The sequence below is a fragment of the Micromonospora sp. NPDC047620 genome (assembly GCF_043205005.1).
Lineage (GTDB): Bacteria > Actinomycetota > Actinomycetes > Mycobacteriales > Micromonosporaceae > Micromonospora.
In genome coordinates this window covers 148,681-162,849 of sequence record NZ_JBIDDG010000010.1, presented here as the reverse complement: position 1 = coordinate 162,849, position 14,169 = coordinate 148,681, and the positions used below count along the sequence as shown (strand labels likewise).

The following is a 14,169-nucleotide window of genomic DNA, read 5'->3' as shown; positions in this document are numbered from 1 at the left end:
CGGCGGGGGAGAGCGTGGCGAGCAGGACAAGTCGGGACGTGCTCGGTCGGGGGTTGGCCGTCCTCGGGGTGGCCATCCGGGAGCAGCCGCGGATCTTCGCGGTCGCGGTGACCGGCAGCGTGCTCTTCGGCGCCATGACGGTGGCCAGCGCGTACGTGGTGGGCGCGGTGGTCGGCGACGTGGTGGTCCCGGCGATCGAGCGCGGCTCGGTCGGGGTCGGGGCGCTCGCCCTGGCGGCCGTCGCGCTGTTCGGCATCAGCGTGCTGCGGGTGGCCGGCATCTTCGGCCGCCGGCTCGGCGCCGGTTACATGCAGTACCGCCTCCAGGCCGCCTACCGGCGCCGGGTCACCCGGCGCTACCTGGAGCTGCCGCTGTCCTGGCACCACCGCAACGCCACCGGCACCCTGCTGTCCAACGCCAACTCCGACGTCGAGGCCGCCTGGCACCCGATCGCCCCGCTGCCGTTCGCGGTCGGCACCCTGGTGATGCTGGTCGGCGCGGTGGCCTCGCTCTTCGCCACCGACTGGGCGCTGGCCCTGGTCGGCCTGGCGGTCTTCCCGGCGCTCTTCGCGCTCAACGTCGCCTACTCCCGCCGGATGGCCCCCCGCCAGGCGCGGGCGCAGCGGCTGCGCGCCGAGGTCAGCGGCATCGCCCACGAGAGCTTCGACGGGGCCCTGGTGGTCAAGACGATGGGCCGGGAGGCCCAGGAGACGGACCGGTTCGCCGCCCGCGCGGGCGAGCTGCGCGACGCGCTGGTGTCGGTCGGGCGGCTGCGCGGCGTCTTCGACCCCGTGCTGGAGACCCTGCCCAGCCTCGGCACCCTCGCGGTGCTGGTGGTCGGCACGTTCCGGCTGCGGCAGGGCGCGATCAGCGTCGCCGAGCTGGTCAGCGTCGCCTTCCTCTTCACCGTGCTGGCCTTCCCCGTCCGGGCCATCGGCTGGGTGCTGGCCGAGCTGCCGCGCAGCGTCGCCGGCTGGGACCGGGTCCGCCGGGTCCTCGACGCCACCGGCGAGATGCCGTACGGCGACACGACGCTCGACCCGGCCGACCCCCGCCCCGCCACCCTCGCCTTCGCCGGCGTCCGGTTCGGCTACGAGCCCGCCGAGGCGCACCTGCCCGGCACGGAGGTGCTCGGCGAGGTCTCCTTCACCGTGCCCGCGGGGAAGACCGTCGCCCTGGTCGGGCCGACCGGCGCCGGCAAGTCCACGGTCGCCTCGCTGGCCGTGCGGCTGGTCGACCCCCGGGCCGGCACGGTCGCCCTGGACGGGGTGGACGTGCGCCGGCTCACCGCCGCCTCGCTGGCCCGCACCGCCGCACTGGTCGCCCAGGTGCCGTTCGTCTTCGACGACACGGTGCGGGCCAACATCACCCTGGACCGGCCGGGCATCGGCGACGACGACGTCTGGGCCGCGTTGCGGCTCGCCGAGGCGGACGGCTTCGTCGCCGCGCTGCCCGACGGCCTCGACACGAAGGTCGGCGAGCGGGGCACCTCGCTCTCCGGTGGCCAGCGGCAGCGGCTCACCCTGGCCCGCGCGCTCGCCGGTCGGCCACGCCTGCTCGTCCTCGACGACGCCACCAGCGCGGTCGACCCCCGCGTGGAGGCGGCCATCCTGGCCGGGCTGCGGTCCTCCGCCGGGGAGCCCGGCGCGCCGGCCGCGTCGATCCTGGTGGTCGCCTACCGGCGGGCCACCATCGCGCTGGCCGACGAGGTGGTCTACCTGGAGCAGGGCCGGGTGGTCGCCCGGGGCACGCACGCCGAGCTGCTCGCCACCGTGCCCGGCTACGCCGACCTGGTCACCGCCTACGAGCAGGCCGAGGTCGACCATGCCAAGGACGAGACGTACGACGAGGTCGCCCCGCTGAGCTCGGGCCTGGAGATCGAGGTGGACCGGTGAGCGCGAGGAGTGCAGCGGAGCGGAGCCCCGCAGTCGCGAACGAAAGGCGGGCCCGGTGAGCGCGAGGAGTGCAGCGGAGCGGAGCCCCGCAGTCGCGAACGAAAGGCGGGCCCGGTGAGTGGTAAGGCGCAGGGGGCGACCGAGGCCGACGGGGCCGAGGTGACCGAGACGACCTGGCAGACGCTGCGGCGGGGCCTGGCGCTCTCCCCGGAGCTGCGGGTCGGCCTCGCCGGCACGCTCGGCCTGGCCCTGGTCTACATGGTCGGCCGGGCGGCCGTGCCGGTGGCCGTGCAGCAGGGCATCGACAACGGCATCGTCGGCGGTCTCGACCTGACCGTGGTCTGGACGGTGGTCGCCGCCACCGCCGCCGTGCTGGTGGTGACCACGGTCTGCGGCTACCTGATGATGCGCCGGTTGTTCACGGTCAGCGAGACCGCGCTGGCCAACGTGCGGGTGCGGGCGTTCCGGCACGTGCACGACCTGTCCATGCTGCACCAGCAGTCCGAGCGGCGCGGTTCGCTGGTGTCGCGGGTGACCAGCGACGTCGACCAGATCACCCAGTTCCTCCAGTGGGGCGGCGTGATCCTGGTGATCAACCTCGGCCAGCTGGTGGTCACCACGTTGGTGATGCTGGCGTACTCCTGGCAGCTGACCCTGGTCGTCTACGCAGCCTTCCTGCCCGCGGTGCTCGTGATCCGGGTGCTCCAGCGCCGCCTCGCCGGGGCGTACGGGGTGGTCCGGCAGCGCACGGGGGCGCTGCTCGGCGCGATCGGGGAGAGCGTGGTCGGCGCGCCGGTCATCCGGGCGTACGGGATCGCCGGGCGCACCGCGCGCCGGCTCGACGAGGCGATCGACGGCCAGCGGCGGGCGCAGCAGCGGGCGATCAGGATCAGCATCGTGGGTAGCTCCGTCGGTGAGCTGGCCGCCGGGGTGGCCCTCGCGGGCGTGGTGGTGCTCGGGGTGACCCTGGGCGCCGACCGCACCCTGAGCGTCGGCGAGGTGACCGCCTTCCTCTTCCTGGTCACCCTCTTCATCCAGCCGGTGCAGATCGCCACGGAGGTGCTCAACGAGGCGCAGAACGCCATCGCCGGCTGGCGCCGGGTGCTGGACGTGCTGGACGTCGCGCCGGACGTCGCCGACCCCGGCGAGCAGGGGCGCGAGCTGCCGCCCGGCCCGCTGGACATCCGCTTCGCGGGGGTGGGCTTCGCCTACCCGGGCGGCCCGCCTGTGCTGCACGGGATCGACGTGGAGATCCCGGCGAAGAGCCGGGTGGCGGTGGTCGGCGAGACCGGCAGCGGCAAGACCACGTTCGCCAAGCTGCTGACCCGGCTCATGGACCCGACCGCCGGCCGGGTGCTGCTCTCCGGGGTGCCGCTGGAGCAGGTCCGGTTCGCCTCGCTGCGGTCGCGGGTGGTGATGGTGCCGCAGGACGGCTTCCTCTTCGACGCCACGGTGGCGGAGAACGTCCGCTTCGCCCGCCCCGAGCTGACCGACGAACAGCTCGCCGCGGCCTTCACGGAGTTGGGCCTGGCCGACTGGCTGGAGGGGTTGCCGGCGGGCCTGCGCACCCCGGTGGGGGAGCGGGGCGAGGCGCTGAGTGTGGGGGAGCGGCAGTTGGTCGCGCTGGCCCGCGCGTACGTGGCCGACCCGGACCTGCTGGTGCTGGACGAGGCGACCAGCGCGGTGGACCCGGCCACCGAGGTGCGGCTGCAACGCACCCTGGACGCGGTGACGCGGGGGCGGACGACGCTCGCCATCGCGCACCGGCTCTCCACGGCACAGTCCGCGGACGAGGTGATCGTGGTGGACCGGGGCCGGATCGTGCAGCGTGGCCCGCACGACGAGCTGGTCCGCGACCCGGAGTCGGTCTACGGCCTGCTCTACGCCTCCTGGCTGGAGCAGACCCGCTGAGCCGACCCCGCTGACCCGACCCTGGCGGCCGGTCAGCGGGAGTAGAACTCCACCACGAGCTGCTCGTCGCAGAGCACCGGGACCTCGTGCCGGGCGGGCTCGCGCAGCAGCGTGGCGCGCAGCTCGGCCAGTTCCACCGACAGGTACGGCCGGGCGGGCCCGTCGGCCGCGTGGGTGCCGGCGGCGGCGAGCTGGAACGGCGCCGAGGCGCGGCTGCGCTCGCGGACGGCCACCACCTGGCCCGGCCGCAGCCGGTACGACGGCCGGTCGACCTTGCGCCCGTCGACGGTGAAGTGGCCGTGCGCGACCAGTTGCCGCGCCTGGTAGATGCTGCGGGCCAGCCCGGCCCGGTGCACCACCGCGTCGAGTCGCCGCTCCAGGAGCGCGACCAGGCTCTCACCGGTCTTGCCCGCGCCCCGGGCGGCCTCGTCGAACGTGCGCCGCAGCTGGGTCTCGCTGACGTTGTACTGGTGGCGCAGGCGCTGCTTCTCCAGCAGCCGCACCTGGTAGTCCGAGGTCTTGCGGCGCTGCCGGCCGTGTACGCCGGGCGGGAAGGGACGCCGTTCGAGGTACCGCACGCACTTGCGGGTCAGCGGGATGCCGAGGGCGCGGGAGAGCCTGGCCTTGGGCCTGGGGTGGTTCACGCTGGACGTCTCCGATCCGGTGCTCTAGTCTCCGAGTTAGGTAAGCCTAACCTATTAAGGAGGTCGTGTCATGCGGCCCAGCCCGGCGGAGATCGTCCGTACCCTCGTCGCGGGGCGGTTGCCCGGCATCGCCCACGTCGCGCACCGGCCCGGCCCGCACCAGGTCCGGCACGTGACCGACCCGGACGGGCGGGTGCTGCTGCTGGTGCCAGTGGTCAGCGACCTCGCCGCCGCGCTGCGGCCCGCCGACGGCGAGTCCGACGTCGCGCTGGTGCTGGACGTGCTCGACCTGCCGCCCGCCGCGGGCGCGCCGAGCCTCGGCCGGGCCTGGGTCTCCGGCTGGGCGACCCGCCTGGAGGGCGCGGAGGAGCGCCGGGCCGCGCTGGACTTCGCGGCGGTCGAGCCGACCGGCGACCTGCTCGACGTCGGCACCCGGTTCCGGCTGCACCGCTTCGAGGTGGTCGAGGCCCGTTGGGAACGCGCCGACGCCGTGCGCCGGATCGACCCCACGGCGTACGCCGAGGCCGAGCCGGACCCCCTGCACGCGGTCGAGGCCGGGCTGCTGGCCGACCTCGCCGAGCATCACGCGGCCGAGGTGGCCGGCTACCTGCGGCGGCAGCTCGGCCTGGCCGACAGCGGCCCGGACGTCGCGCCCCGGGTGGTCCGGATCGACCGGTACGGCCTGCTGGTGGCCCACGGCCGGCCCGACGCCCGCCGGCGGGCCCGCCTGGCGTTCCCGCGCCCGCTCGACGGCGAGGAGGAGCTGGCCCGCCTCCTGCACCCGATGCTCTGCCGCCACGCCGCCTCCCGGTACGCCGACCGCGCCTGAGCCTGCCGCATCGCCGGGTCCCGCCGGCCGCCATCTGGCCCGCCGCCGGGTCCTGCTCGGAACGCCGGGACGCTGGCGCCGTCAGCCGGCGAAGACCTCGGCGAGGTCGCCGGTCAGGTAGCGCTGCACCGTCGGGGCGACCGCCGCGACGAGCGTCTCCGGGGCGGCCGAGGCGACCGGCTCCAACCGGACCACGTGCCGCATCATGGCCAGCCCGATCATCTGGCTGGCCACCAGCGAGCCCCGCAGCGGCAACTCGGCCGGGTCGGCGTCGAGCTGGTCGAGGACCTTGCGGAGCACCTGGCTGACCAGGAACTCCCGCAGCAGCCGGGCGGTCCACTCGTTGCTCACCGCCGAGCGCAGCAGGGCCACCCCGGCCGTGCCGGCCGGGGAGTCCCAGACACCGAGGAACGTGCGGACCAGCCGCTCCCCGAGGCCCTCCCGGTCCCCGGCGAGCACCTTCGGCAGCAGCTCGCCCGGGTCGACCGGCGCGTGCATCGCGGACAGGAAGAGCTGGTCCTTGCTGCCGAAGTAGTGGTGCACCAGCGCCGGGTCCACCTGGGCGGCGGCAGCGATGGCCCGGATCGAGGCCCCGTCGAACCCCCGCTCGGCGAAGGCGGCGCGGGCGGCCCCGAGGATCGCCTCCCGGGTGTCCGGGTTGCCGGGTCGCCGTCCGGTCCGCCGCGCCATCGCCGCCCTTCGCTCGTCGTCGTCCGCCGTCGGTCCCACCGGGGGGCGGGGCGGGTGCCGCGGCGTCAGCCGCTGCGCCGCCGCAGGGTGGCCGCGGCGAGCACCAGCGCCAGCACCGCCGAGCTGGCGACGACCGCCACGTCCCGCCACATGGTGCCGGTCGGCTCGGCGTTCGCGCCCACCTCCTGCAGCGCCTCGACGGCGTACGACAGCGGCAGCGCGTCGCTGACCGCCTGCAACCAGCCGGCCATCTCGCCTCGGGGCACGAACAGCCCGCAGAGCAGCAACTGGGGCACCACCACGACCGGCATGAACTGTACGGCCTGGAACTCGGTGCGGGCGAAGGCGCTGCAGAAGAGCCCGAGCGCGACCGCGAGCACCGCGTTCAGCGCGGCGATCATGATCACCAGACCGCTGCTGCCGGCGGTGTCCAGGTCGAAGACCCCGTACGCCACGGCGGACGCGATGACCGCCTGGACGACCGCGGCCAGCCCGAACGCGATGCCGTAGCCGAAGAGCAGGTCGAGCTTGCCCAGCGGGGTGGTGAGCAGCCGCTCCAGGGTGCCGGTGGTCCGCTCGCGCAGCATCGCGATGCTGGTCACCAGGAACATGATCACGAAGGGGAAGAAGCCGAGCATCACCAGGGCGACCCGGTCGAACGTCGACGGCTGCCCGGGCGGGGCGGGCTGGTCGACGTACATGAAGTAGACCAGGGCGAGCAGCGCCGACGGCACCACCACGAGCAGCGCGACGGTGCGCCGGTCGTGCCGCAGTTGGCGCAGGATGCGGCCGGTGGTGGCGGCCAGGATCCGGGGGTTCACGACGCCTCCCGTCCGGCGGCGCCCGCCGGGCCCGCCTCGCTCGCCCTGATCAGCCGCAGGAACGCCTCGTCCAGGTCGTCGGCGCCGGCGGCGGCGCGCACCGCGTCCGGGGTGTCGTCGGCGACCAGCCGCCCCTCGCGGATCAGCAGCAGCCGGTCGCAGCGGGCCGCCTCGTCCATCACGTGGCTGGAGACCAGCAGGGTGGTGCCGGCGGCGGCCATGGCGTGGAACCGGGCCCAGAGGTCGGCCCGCAGGACCGGGTCCTGGCCGACGGTCGGCTCGTCGAGGACGACCAGTTCCGGCTCCCCGACCAGCGCGCAGGCCAGGGACGCCCGGCTGCGCTGCCCGCCGGAGAGGGTGCCGACGAGTTGGCCGGCCGCCCCGGCGAGCCCGACGTCGGCGACCGCCCGGTCGGCGTCGGCCCGGCCCCGGCCGTGCAGCGCGGCGAAGTAGCGCGCGTTCTCCCGCACGGTGAGGTCGGCGTAGACGCTGGGCGCCTGGGTGAGGTAGCCGACCCGGCGGCGCAGCTCCGGCGTGCCGGCGGGGCGCCCGAGCACGGTGACGGAGCCGGCGCCGACCACCTGCACCCCGACGACCGCGCGCATCAGCGTGGTCTTGCCGCTGCCGCTCGGCCCGAGCAGCCCGGTGACCCGGCCGCGCGGCACGGACGCGGTGATGCCGTGCAGCACCCGTTGCCCGCCCCGGTCGACGACCAGGTCACGGACGGCGATCGCCTCGTCCATCGCCCACCTCCCCGGAAACTCAACGGCTGTTGAACTCCACGCTAGTTGTGCTGTCTTCCGGCGCGCAACGGTTGACTTCGCGTGCACTCGAACTGGAAGCCTGGAGGCGTGGAGATCAGTACGCGGGAGACGACCCTCACCGTCGGCGAGGCGGCAGAGCGGGTCGGCCTGACCACCTACACGCTGCGCTGGTACGAGCAGGAGGGGCTGGTCGCCCCGGTCGGGCGGGACTCGGCCGGGCGCCGTCGCTACACCGAACGGGACGTGGACTGGCTGCTACTGCTCACCCGGCTGCGCCGTACGGGCATGCCCGTACGGGACATGCGCCGCTACGCCGAGCTGGCCCGGCAGGGCGACGCCACCCTGGCCGCCCGGCGGGCGCTGTTCGAGGCGCACCGCGCCCGCGTGCTGAGCCGGATGGCCGAGCTGGAGGAGGACCTGAAGGTGCTCAACTACAAGATCGACAACTACCGCCGGGCGGAGGGGTGCCGATGATCCGCCGTCGGCTGGGCGCGGCCGGGCCGGAGGTCTCCGCGATCGGGCTGGGCTGCATGGGGATGAGCTTCGCCTACGGCGGGGCCGACGACGCCGAGTCGACCCGGACCCTGCACCGGGCGCTCGACCTGGGCGTGAACCACCTGGACACCGCCGACATGTACGGCCGGGGCCGCAACGAGGAACTGCTCTCCCCGGTGGTGCGGGCGCGCCGCGAGGAGGTCTTCCTGGCCACCAAGTTCGGCAACCGGGTGCGCGGCGACGGATCCGGCGCCACCGGCAGCCCCGGTGCGTACGTGGACAGCAGCCCGGCCTGGGCGCGCACGGCGTGCGACGCCTCCCTGCGTCGGCTCGGGGTGGACGCCATCGACCTGTGGTACCTGCACCGGCGCGACCCGGCCACCCCGATCGAGGACACGGTCGGCGCGATGGCCGAGCAGGTCACCGCCGGCAAGGTGCGGCTGATCGGCCTGTCCGAGGTCAGCCCGGCGACCCTGCGCGCGGCGCACGCGGTGCACCCCGTGACCGCCGTGCAGATGGAGTACTCGCTGTTCAGCCGGGACGTCGAGGGCGAGATGCTGGCCACCTGCCGGGAGCTGGGGGTGGCGCTGGTCGCGTACTCGCCGGTGGGGCGGGGGCTGCTGACCGGGGCGATCACCAGCCGGGAGCAGCTCGCCACCGACGACTGGCGCACGGCGGCGCCGCGCTTCGCCGAGGGCAACCTCGACGCCAACCTCAAGCTGGTCGACGAGGTGCGGGCGGTGGCCGACGAGATCGGCTGCACCCCGGCCCAGGCCGCCCTGGCCTGGCTGCTCGCCCAGGGCGAGGACGTCTTCCCGATCCCGGGCACGCGACGGGCGCACCGGCTGGCGGAGAACGCGGCGGCGGCCGACATCCGGCTCACCCCGACGCAGCGGTCCCGGCTGGGCGAGGCGGTGCCGCCGGGCGCGGTGGCCGGCGAACGGTACCCCGAGGCGTCGATGAGGTCCGTCGGGCATTAGCCTTCGGACCGGACACCGGGTCCGCCATCGGGCATTGCGCACTGATCGGGCGTACGGCACGATGGCGCCGTGGGTCACGCTCCGTCACCGGACGAGGGGTTCCTCCGCGAATGGGCCGCCCGGTTGCGGGCCGGCACCGAGCAGCCCGTCGTCGGCATCATGCTGCGCGGCAGCCACGCCCGGCGGGCCGCCACCGCGCACAGCGACGTCGACGTCGACGTGCTGCTCGGTGGCGCCCCGTACGCGGCCCGCCGGGCGTACCTGGCGGAGCACGCCGGGCGGCTGACCCACGTCTCCGTGGCCGCCCGCGACGTGCGCTCCTGGCTGAGCCGGCTCGGCGAGCCGGCCGACTGGGCGTTCGGGCTGCCGGTGACGGCGCCGGCCCGGCTGCTCTGGGCGGATCCGCACTGGCGGGTCCGAATCGACCTGCCGGTGCTCTGCCAGCCGGCCGGCGAGCCGCAGTTGGAAGAGTTGATCGCCACTCTCGGCAAGGTGGCGGGCGCGCGGGACGCCGACGACCACCTCGGTGTCCGGCTGGCCGCCGCCGACCTGGCCCGGCTCTGCCCGTCCGTGCTGCGGCCGGCCAACCCGACGGTCCGGGTGGCGTCCCGCCGGGCGGCCTTCGCCGCCGCCCTCGACCTGCCGGTGGCGCCGCCGAACTACCGGGAGGACATGCTGCTCTGCCTCGGGCTGCGCCCCGGCTCGGTCGGGCAGGTCTGTGCCGCCGCGGCCCGCCTGGTCGCCGGCGCCCTGCCGCTGATCCGCCCGTACGCCGCCGAGGTCGCCGAGGTCGCCGGCGCGGACCTGGCCGACGCCCTGGTCGACGGCCGGCTGGACCGCTACGTCGACCAGCTGACCCGGCCCGCCGGCCGGCCGCCGCGCCCCCGGCGGGAGCCGTCGCCGGTGCCCGCCCCGCGTGCGGGACAATGGGTCACTGTGCCCGTACCTGACGCGCCCGTGACCGGCGCCCACCCCAGCCCGCAGGAGCCCGCGGCCGGCGGCCCGGCCCGTGCGTCCCGGCTCGACCCGGCCATCGCCGCCCGGCTGCGCCGCACCCCCGACGGCCTGGTGGCCGCGGTGGTCCGCCAGCACGACTCCGGCGAGGTGCTGATGGTCGCCTGGATGGACGACGAGGCGCTGCACCGCACCCTGACCACCGGGCGGGCCACCTACTGGTCGCGCAGCCGCCAGGAGTACTGGGTGAAGGGCGCCACCTCCGGGCACCACCAGTACGTCCGCTCGGTCGCCCTGGACTGCGACGGCGACGCGCTGCTGGTCGACGTCGACCAGGTCGGCGCGGCCTGCCACACCGGGCACCGCACCTGCTTCTTCACGGAGCTGCCGGTCAGCGGGGAAGGGGCGGGGGCCCGGTGACGGCGCAGCGCGCGACGCCCGGCGGCGGGGCCCGGACCGACGGCGCGGTCAGCCCGGACGTGGCCTCCTTCACCGAGCTGGCCGCCCGCTGGCGCGTCGTCCCCGTCACCCGGCGGCTGCTCGCCGACGCGGAGACGCCGGTCGGCGTCTACCGCAAGTTGGCCGGCGGTCCGGGAACGTTCCTGCTGGAGTCCGCCGAGCAGGGCGTCGGCTCGGCCGGGCTGGCCTGGTCGCGGTACTCGTTCATCGGCGTACGCAGCAGCGCCACGCTGACCGAGCGGGACGGCGTGGCGACGTGGACGGGGCAGCCCCCGGCCGGCGTGCCCACCTCCGGCGACCCGGTCCGGGTGCTGCGCGAGACCGTCGACGCGCTCGCCGGCCCGGCCTGGGACGCGGCCAGCGGCATGCCGCCGCTGACCGGGGGCATGGTCGGCTACCTCGGCTACGAGCTGATCCGCCGGTTCGAGCGGCTGCCCGAGCTGACCGAGGACGACCTGGGCCTGCCCGAGCTGGGCATGATGCTCGCCGCCGACCTGGTGGTGCTGGACCACTACGACGGCTCGGCGATCCTGGTCGCCAACGCGATCCTGCCGCCGCTGGACGAGCCGGACCGCGAGGCCCGGGTCACGGCCGCGTACCACCACGCGGTCGGCCGGCTCGACGCGATGACCACCGCCCTGTCCCGGCCCATCCCGCCGATGGTGTCCACCGTCGACCGGCCGCCCGCCGGGGAGGTGCGCAGCCGCACGCCCGAGGGCGGTTACCCGAAGGCGGTGGAGGCGGCGAAGGAGGCGATCCGGGCCGGCGAGTGCTTCCAGATCGTGCTGGCGCAGCGGTTCGAGCGGCAGACGCACGCCGACCCGCTGGACGTCTACCGGGTGTTGCGTACGACAAATCCCAGCCCGTACATGTACCTGCTGCGCTTCGACGGCTTCGACATCGTCGGCTCCTCCCCGGAGGCGCACCTGAAGGTGACCGCCGACGCGGAGGGGCAGCGGCGGGCGCTGCTGCACCCGATCGCCGGCACCCGGCCGCGCGGCGCCACCCCGGAGGCCGACGCCCGGCTCGCCGCGGAGCTGCTCACCGACCCCAAGGAGCGGGCCGAGCACGTGATGCTGGTCGACCTGGGCCGCAACGACCTGGGCCGGGTGTGCCGTCCGGGCACCGTGGAGGTGCCGGAGTTCGCCACCATCGAGCGGTACAGCCACGTCATGCACATCGTCTCGACCGTCGTCGGCACGCTGCGGGACGACCGCACGGCCTTCGACGCGCTCGCCGCGACCTTCCCCGCCGGCACGCTCTCCGGCGCGCCGAAGGTGCGGGCGATGGAGATCATCGAGGAACTGGAGCCCGTCCGCCGCGGCCTCTACGGCGGCACCGTCGGCTACTTCGGCTTCGGAGGGGACCTGGACATGGCGATCGCCATCCGCACCGCGCTGATGCGCGACGGCCGGGCGTACGTGCAGGCCGGGGCGGGGGTGGTGGCCGACTCGGACCCGGCCGCCGAGGACCAGGAGACCCGGAACAAGGCCGCGGCGGTGCTCGCCGCGATCGCCGCCGCCGAGACCCTCCGGCCCGCCCGATGACGGCGGCGCAGCCGCGCGGCCACGAGTCGGGGACGGCCGAGGCCGAGGAGCGCGCGCGGGCCGTCGCGGGCCGGCGCGAGCTGACGTACGCGGTGCTGCTCTGCGTGGCCGGCGCGGGCCTCGCGTTCTGGGCGTCGACCCGCACCTGGGCGGTCGAACTGACCGCTCGGCCCACCCCGTTGCCGCCGGTACGCGACGCGCGCACGGGCGCGGGCCTGCTGCCGTGGCTGCCGGCGCTGGCCCTGGTGGGGCTGGCCGGGGGCGGCGCGGTGCTCGCCACCCGGGGGCGGTCGCGGCGGCTGCTGGGCGCGCTGCTGTGCGGGCTCGGCGCGGCGGTGGCGGCCGGCGGCGGCTACGGCCTGGTCGCCGGGTTCGACGGTGAGGTCAGCCGGCACTGGCCGGCGCTCTGCCTGGTCGGCGGGGTGCTCGCCGCGGCGGGCGGGTTGCTGACGGCGCTGCGGGGCCGGCGGTGGCCGGCGATGGGCGCCCGCTACGAGCGGCCGGCCCGGGGCGGCGGCGCGCCGGCCGCCCGGGGCGAGGACGGCCGCGTCACCGGGCGGCGCACGACGGAGGCGTGGGACGCGCTGGATCGCGGCGAGGATCCGACGGTCAGCTGACGGGCTGACGGTCGCGGGCGGCGGCCCGGGCGGCCGTCAGCTCCGCCGCCAGGCGGCCCAGCTCGGCCCGCTGGTCGGCGCGGGCCCGGTCGGCGCAGACGGCCTCCCAGGCGTTGCCGCGCGCGGTCCGCATCCGGGCCTCGCCGACCACCGCGCGCTCCACGGTGTGGACCACGCCGACGGCGAGCGACGCGACGGCACGCGAGATGGTCGTCAGTCCGATGGTCTGGTTGGGCTCGACAGTGCTCATGATCACCCCGCACGGAGATCGTTGGTGTCGGTGGGGCAGGCGCGACATCGAGTCTGCCCGACAGAGATGCTGGCTGGCTCACGTTTCGCCGTGGTGACCGACACGTCAACTTTCCGTCCGGCCCGCGACCAGGGAAAGGGCCGTTCGCCCTTGAGCTAGGTCACAGGGTGCTGGCGTCCCGCCGTGGCCGCGCCGGGCGGCTGGGCGCGGGAGTGGACAGGATCGGGCCGATGTCTCGCGCGGTGGGGGCGACGAGACGGGGTGACGGCCGTCGATGGACGCCGTCGCCCTGAGTGACGTCTCGTTCACCGGAAGTCGGCCATTATGCCGCAGCCCATCTCGTGAGGCACGCCATACCCCCGGCACCCGTCGCCAGGTGGCGCCCCCTAGCATCGGCCCATGACACCCGGAGAGGGGAGTCCGTTGGTGACTGCTGAGCATGCGCACGCGGAGGGGGACGAGGCCGGTCCGACGGCGTCCCTAGGCGTGCTCGACGAGATCCTGGCCGGCGTGCGTGAGGACGTCGCCCGGCGACAGGAGCAGGTTCCGCTGGAGCGGATCCGCGAACTGGCCGCCGCCGCGCCGCCGCCGCTGGACGCGTACGCGGCCCTGCGCAAGCCGGGCGTCGCGGTGATCGCCGAGGTGAAGCGTTCCTCGCCGTCCAAGGGGCGGCTGGCGGAGATCGCCGACCCGGCCGACCTGGCCGGTGACTACGCCGCCGGCGGCGCGCGGGCGATCAGCGTGCTCACCGAGGGGCGCTGGTTCGGCGGCTCGCTCGACGACCTGGCCGCCGTCCGCGCCGCCGTCAACATCCCGGTGCTGCGCAAGGACTTCGTGGTCTCCAGCTACCAGGTGCACGAGGCCCGGGCGCACGGCGCCGACCTGGTGCTGCTGATCGTCGCCGCCCTGGAGCAGAACGCCCTCGTCGGCCTGCTGGAGCGGATCGAGTCGCTCGGCATGACCGCGCTCGTCGAGGTGCACGACGAGGAGGAGGCCGACCGGGCGCTGGAGGCCGGCGCCCAGGTCATCGGGGTCAACGCCCGCAACCTGCGTACCCTTGAGGTCGACCGCTCGGTGTTCGAGCGGATCGCGCCCGGCCTGCCCAGCAGCGTCGTCAAGATCGCCGAGTCGGGGGTGCGTGGTCCGCACGACCTCATCCGGTACGCCTCGGCGGGCGCCGACGCGGTCCTGGTCGGCGAGGGTCTGGTCACCCAGAAGAGCCCCCGCGAGGCGGTGGCCGAGCTGGTCAACGCCGGCAACCACCCGGCCACGCCCCGCCCGGCGCGCTGATCCCGCGCCGGTTCCTCAGCACC

The 14,169-nt window shown here is 75.5% G+C and carries 14 protein-coding genes and 1 pseudogene; 10 read left to right on the top strand and 5 right to left on the bottom strand.

Annotation, left to right across the window (positions count from 1 at the left end):
* Positions 1-14: 14 nt before the first annotated feature.
* Together ACGF5C_RS14660 and ACGF5C_RS14655 are read left to right on the top strand one after the other, a co-directional pair.
* On the top strand, positions 15-1,895 hold the full coding sequence (locus ACGF5C_RS14660; protein WP_393301435.1) for an ABC transporter ATP-binding protein: 1,881 nt from the start codon (positions 15-17) through the stop codon (positions 1,893-1,895).
* A 159-nt stretch (positions 1,896-2,054) separates the two neighbouring features.
* Entirely contained in the window at positions 2,055-3,806 is a 1,752-nt protein-coding gene (locus tag ACGF5C_RS14655; protein ID WP_393301680.1) for an ABC transporter ATP-binding protein, read from the top strand.
* A gap of 32 nt (positions 3,807-3,838) precedes the next feature.
* Here the strand turns inward: ACGF5C_RS14655 and rpsD are convergent, their stop codons facing one another.
* A complete protein-coding gene (gene rpsD / locus ACGF5C_RS14650; RefSeq protein WP_393301432.1) occupies positions 3,839-4,450 on the bottom strand; it encodes a 30S ribosomal protein S4 in 612 nt (203 codons plus the stop codon).
* A 70-nt stretch (positions 4,451-4,520) separates the two neighbouring features.
* On the opposite strand from rpsD, the gene ACGF5C_RS14645 reads away from it, so the two are divergent.
* Positions 4,521-5,279 (top strand): DUF2470 domain-containing protein, encoded by a 759-nt coding sequence (locus ACGF5C_RS14645; protein ID WP_393301429.1) that lies wholly within the window; start codon positions 4,521-4,523, stop codon positions 5,277-5,279.
* Positions 5,280-5,360: 81 nt separating this feature from the next.
* Here the strand turns inward: ACGF5C_RS14645 and ACGF5C_RS14640 are convergent, their stop codons facing one another.
* The 3 genes from ACGF5C_RS14640 to ACGF5C_RS14630 all read right to left on the bottom strand — a co-directional run bounded on the left by ACGF5C_RS14640 (position 5,361) and on the right by ACGF5C_RS14630 (position 7,533).
* Positions 5,361-5,969: a TetR family transcriptional regulator gene (locus tag ACGF5C_RS14640; protein ID WP_393301426.1), complete on the bottom strand. Its 609-nt coding sequence runs from the start codon at positions 5,967-5,969 to the stop codon at positions 5,361-5,363.
* A gap of 65 nt (positions 5,970-6,034) precedes the next feature.
* Positions 6,035-6,790: an ABC transporter permease gene (locus ACGF5C_RS14635; protein ID WP_393301422.1), complete on the bottom strand. Its 756-nt coding sequence runs from the start codon at positions 6,788-6,790 to the stop codon at positions 6,035-6,037.
* Complete coding sequence (locus ACGF5C_RS14630) at positions 6,787-7,533, bottom strand: ABC transporter ATP-binding protein (protein WP_393301419.1); 747 nt, start codon at positions 7,531-7,533, stop codon at positions 6,787-6,789. Before ACGF5C_RS14630 ends, ACGF5C_RS14635 begins: the two co-directional genes overlap by 4 nt.
* 108 nt (positions 7,534-7,641) lie before the next feature.
* On the opposite strand from ACGF5C_RS14630, the gene ACGF5C_RS14625 reads away from it, so the two are divergent.
* From ACGF5C_RS14625 to ACGF5C_RS14600, 6 genes and pseudogenes are all read left to right on the top strand, one after another.
* On the top strand, positions 7,642-8,028 hold the full coding sequence (locus tag ACGF5C_RS14625) for a MerR family transcriptional regulator (RefSeq protein WP_393301416.1): 387 nt from the start codon (positions 7,642-7,644) through the stop codon (positions 8,026-8,028).
* The gene (locus ACGF5C_RS14620) at positions 8,025-9,029 is read left to right on the top strand and encodes an aldo/keto reductase (protein ID WP_393301413.1); all 1,005 of its coding nucleotides are present in this window, start codon (positions 8,025-8,027) and stop codon (positions 9,027-9,029) included. Before ACGF5C_RS14625 ends, ACGF5C_RS14620 begins: the two co-directional genes overlap by 4 nt.
* Positions 9,030-9,188: 159 nt before the next feature.
* Positions 9,189-9,785: pseudogene (locus ACGF5C_RS14615) on the top strand (phosphoribosyl-AMP cyclohydrolase); the annotation flags it as partial.
* Between the two features lie 180 nt (positions 9,786-9,965).
* Positions 9,966-10,403, top strand: a complete 438-nt coding sequence (hisI, locus tag ACGF5C_RS14610) for a phosphoribosyl-AMP cyclohydrolase (protein WP_393301676.1) — start codon at positions 9,966-9,968, stop codon at positions 10,401-10,403.
* The gene (locus ACGF5C_RS14605; RefSeq protein WP_393301410.1) at positions 10,400-11,989 is read left to right on the top strand and encodes an anthranilate synthase component I; all 1,590 of its coding nucleotides are present in this window, start codon (positions 10,400-10,402) and stop codon (positions 11,987-11,989) included. The genes hisI and ACGF5C_RS14605 overlap by 4 nt, the downstream gene beginning before the upstream one ends.
* Positions 11,986-12,606, top strand: a complete 621-nt coding sequence (locus tag ACGF5C_RS14600; protein ID WP_393301407.1) for a Trp biosynthesis-associated membrane protein — start codon at positions 11,986-11,988, stop codon at positions 12,604-12,606. Before ACGF5C_RS14605 ends, ACGF5C_RS14600 begins: the two co-directional genes overlap by 4 nt.
* Here ACGF5C_RS14600 and ACGF5C_RS14595 read toward each other — a convergent pair.
* Positions 12,599-12,856 (bottom strand): hypothetical protein, encoded by a 258-nt coding sequence (locus ACGF5C_RS14595; RefSeq protein ID WP_393301404.1) that lies wholly within the window; start codon positions 12,854-12,856, stop codon positions 12,599-12,601. The genes ACGF5C_RS14600 and ACGF5C_RS14595 overlap by 8 nt on opposite strands.
* Positions 12,857-13,342: 486 nt before the next feature.
* On the opposite strand from ACGF5C_RS14595, the gene trpC reads away from it, so the two are divergent.
* The gene (gene trpC, locus ACGF5C_RS14590) at positions 13,343-14,146 is read left to right on the top strand and encodes an indole-3-glycerol phosphate synthase TrpC (RefSeq protein ID WP_393301673.1); all 804 of its coding nucleotides are present in this window, start codon (positions 13,343-13,345) and stop codon (positions 14,144-14,146) included.
* Positions 14,147-14,169 lie beyond the last annotated feature (23 nt).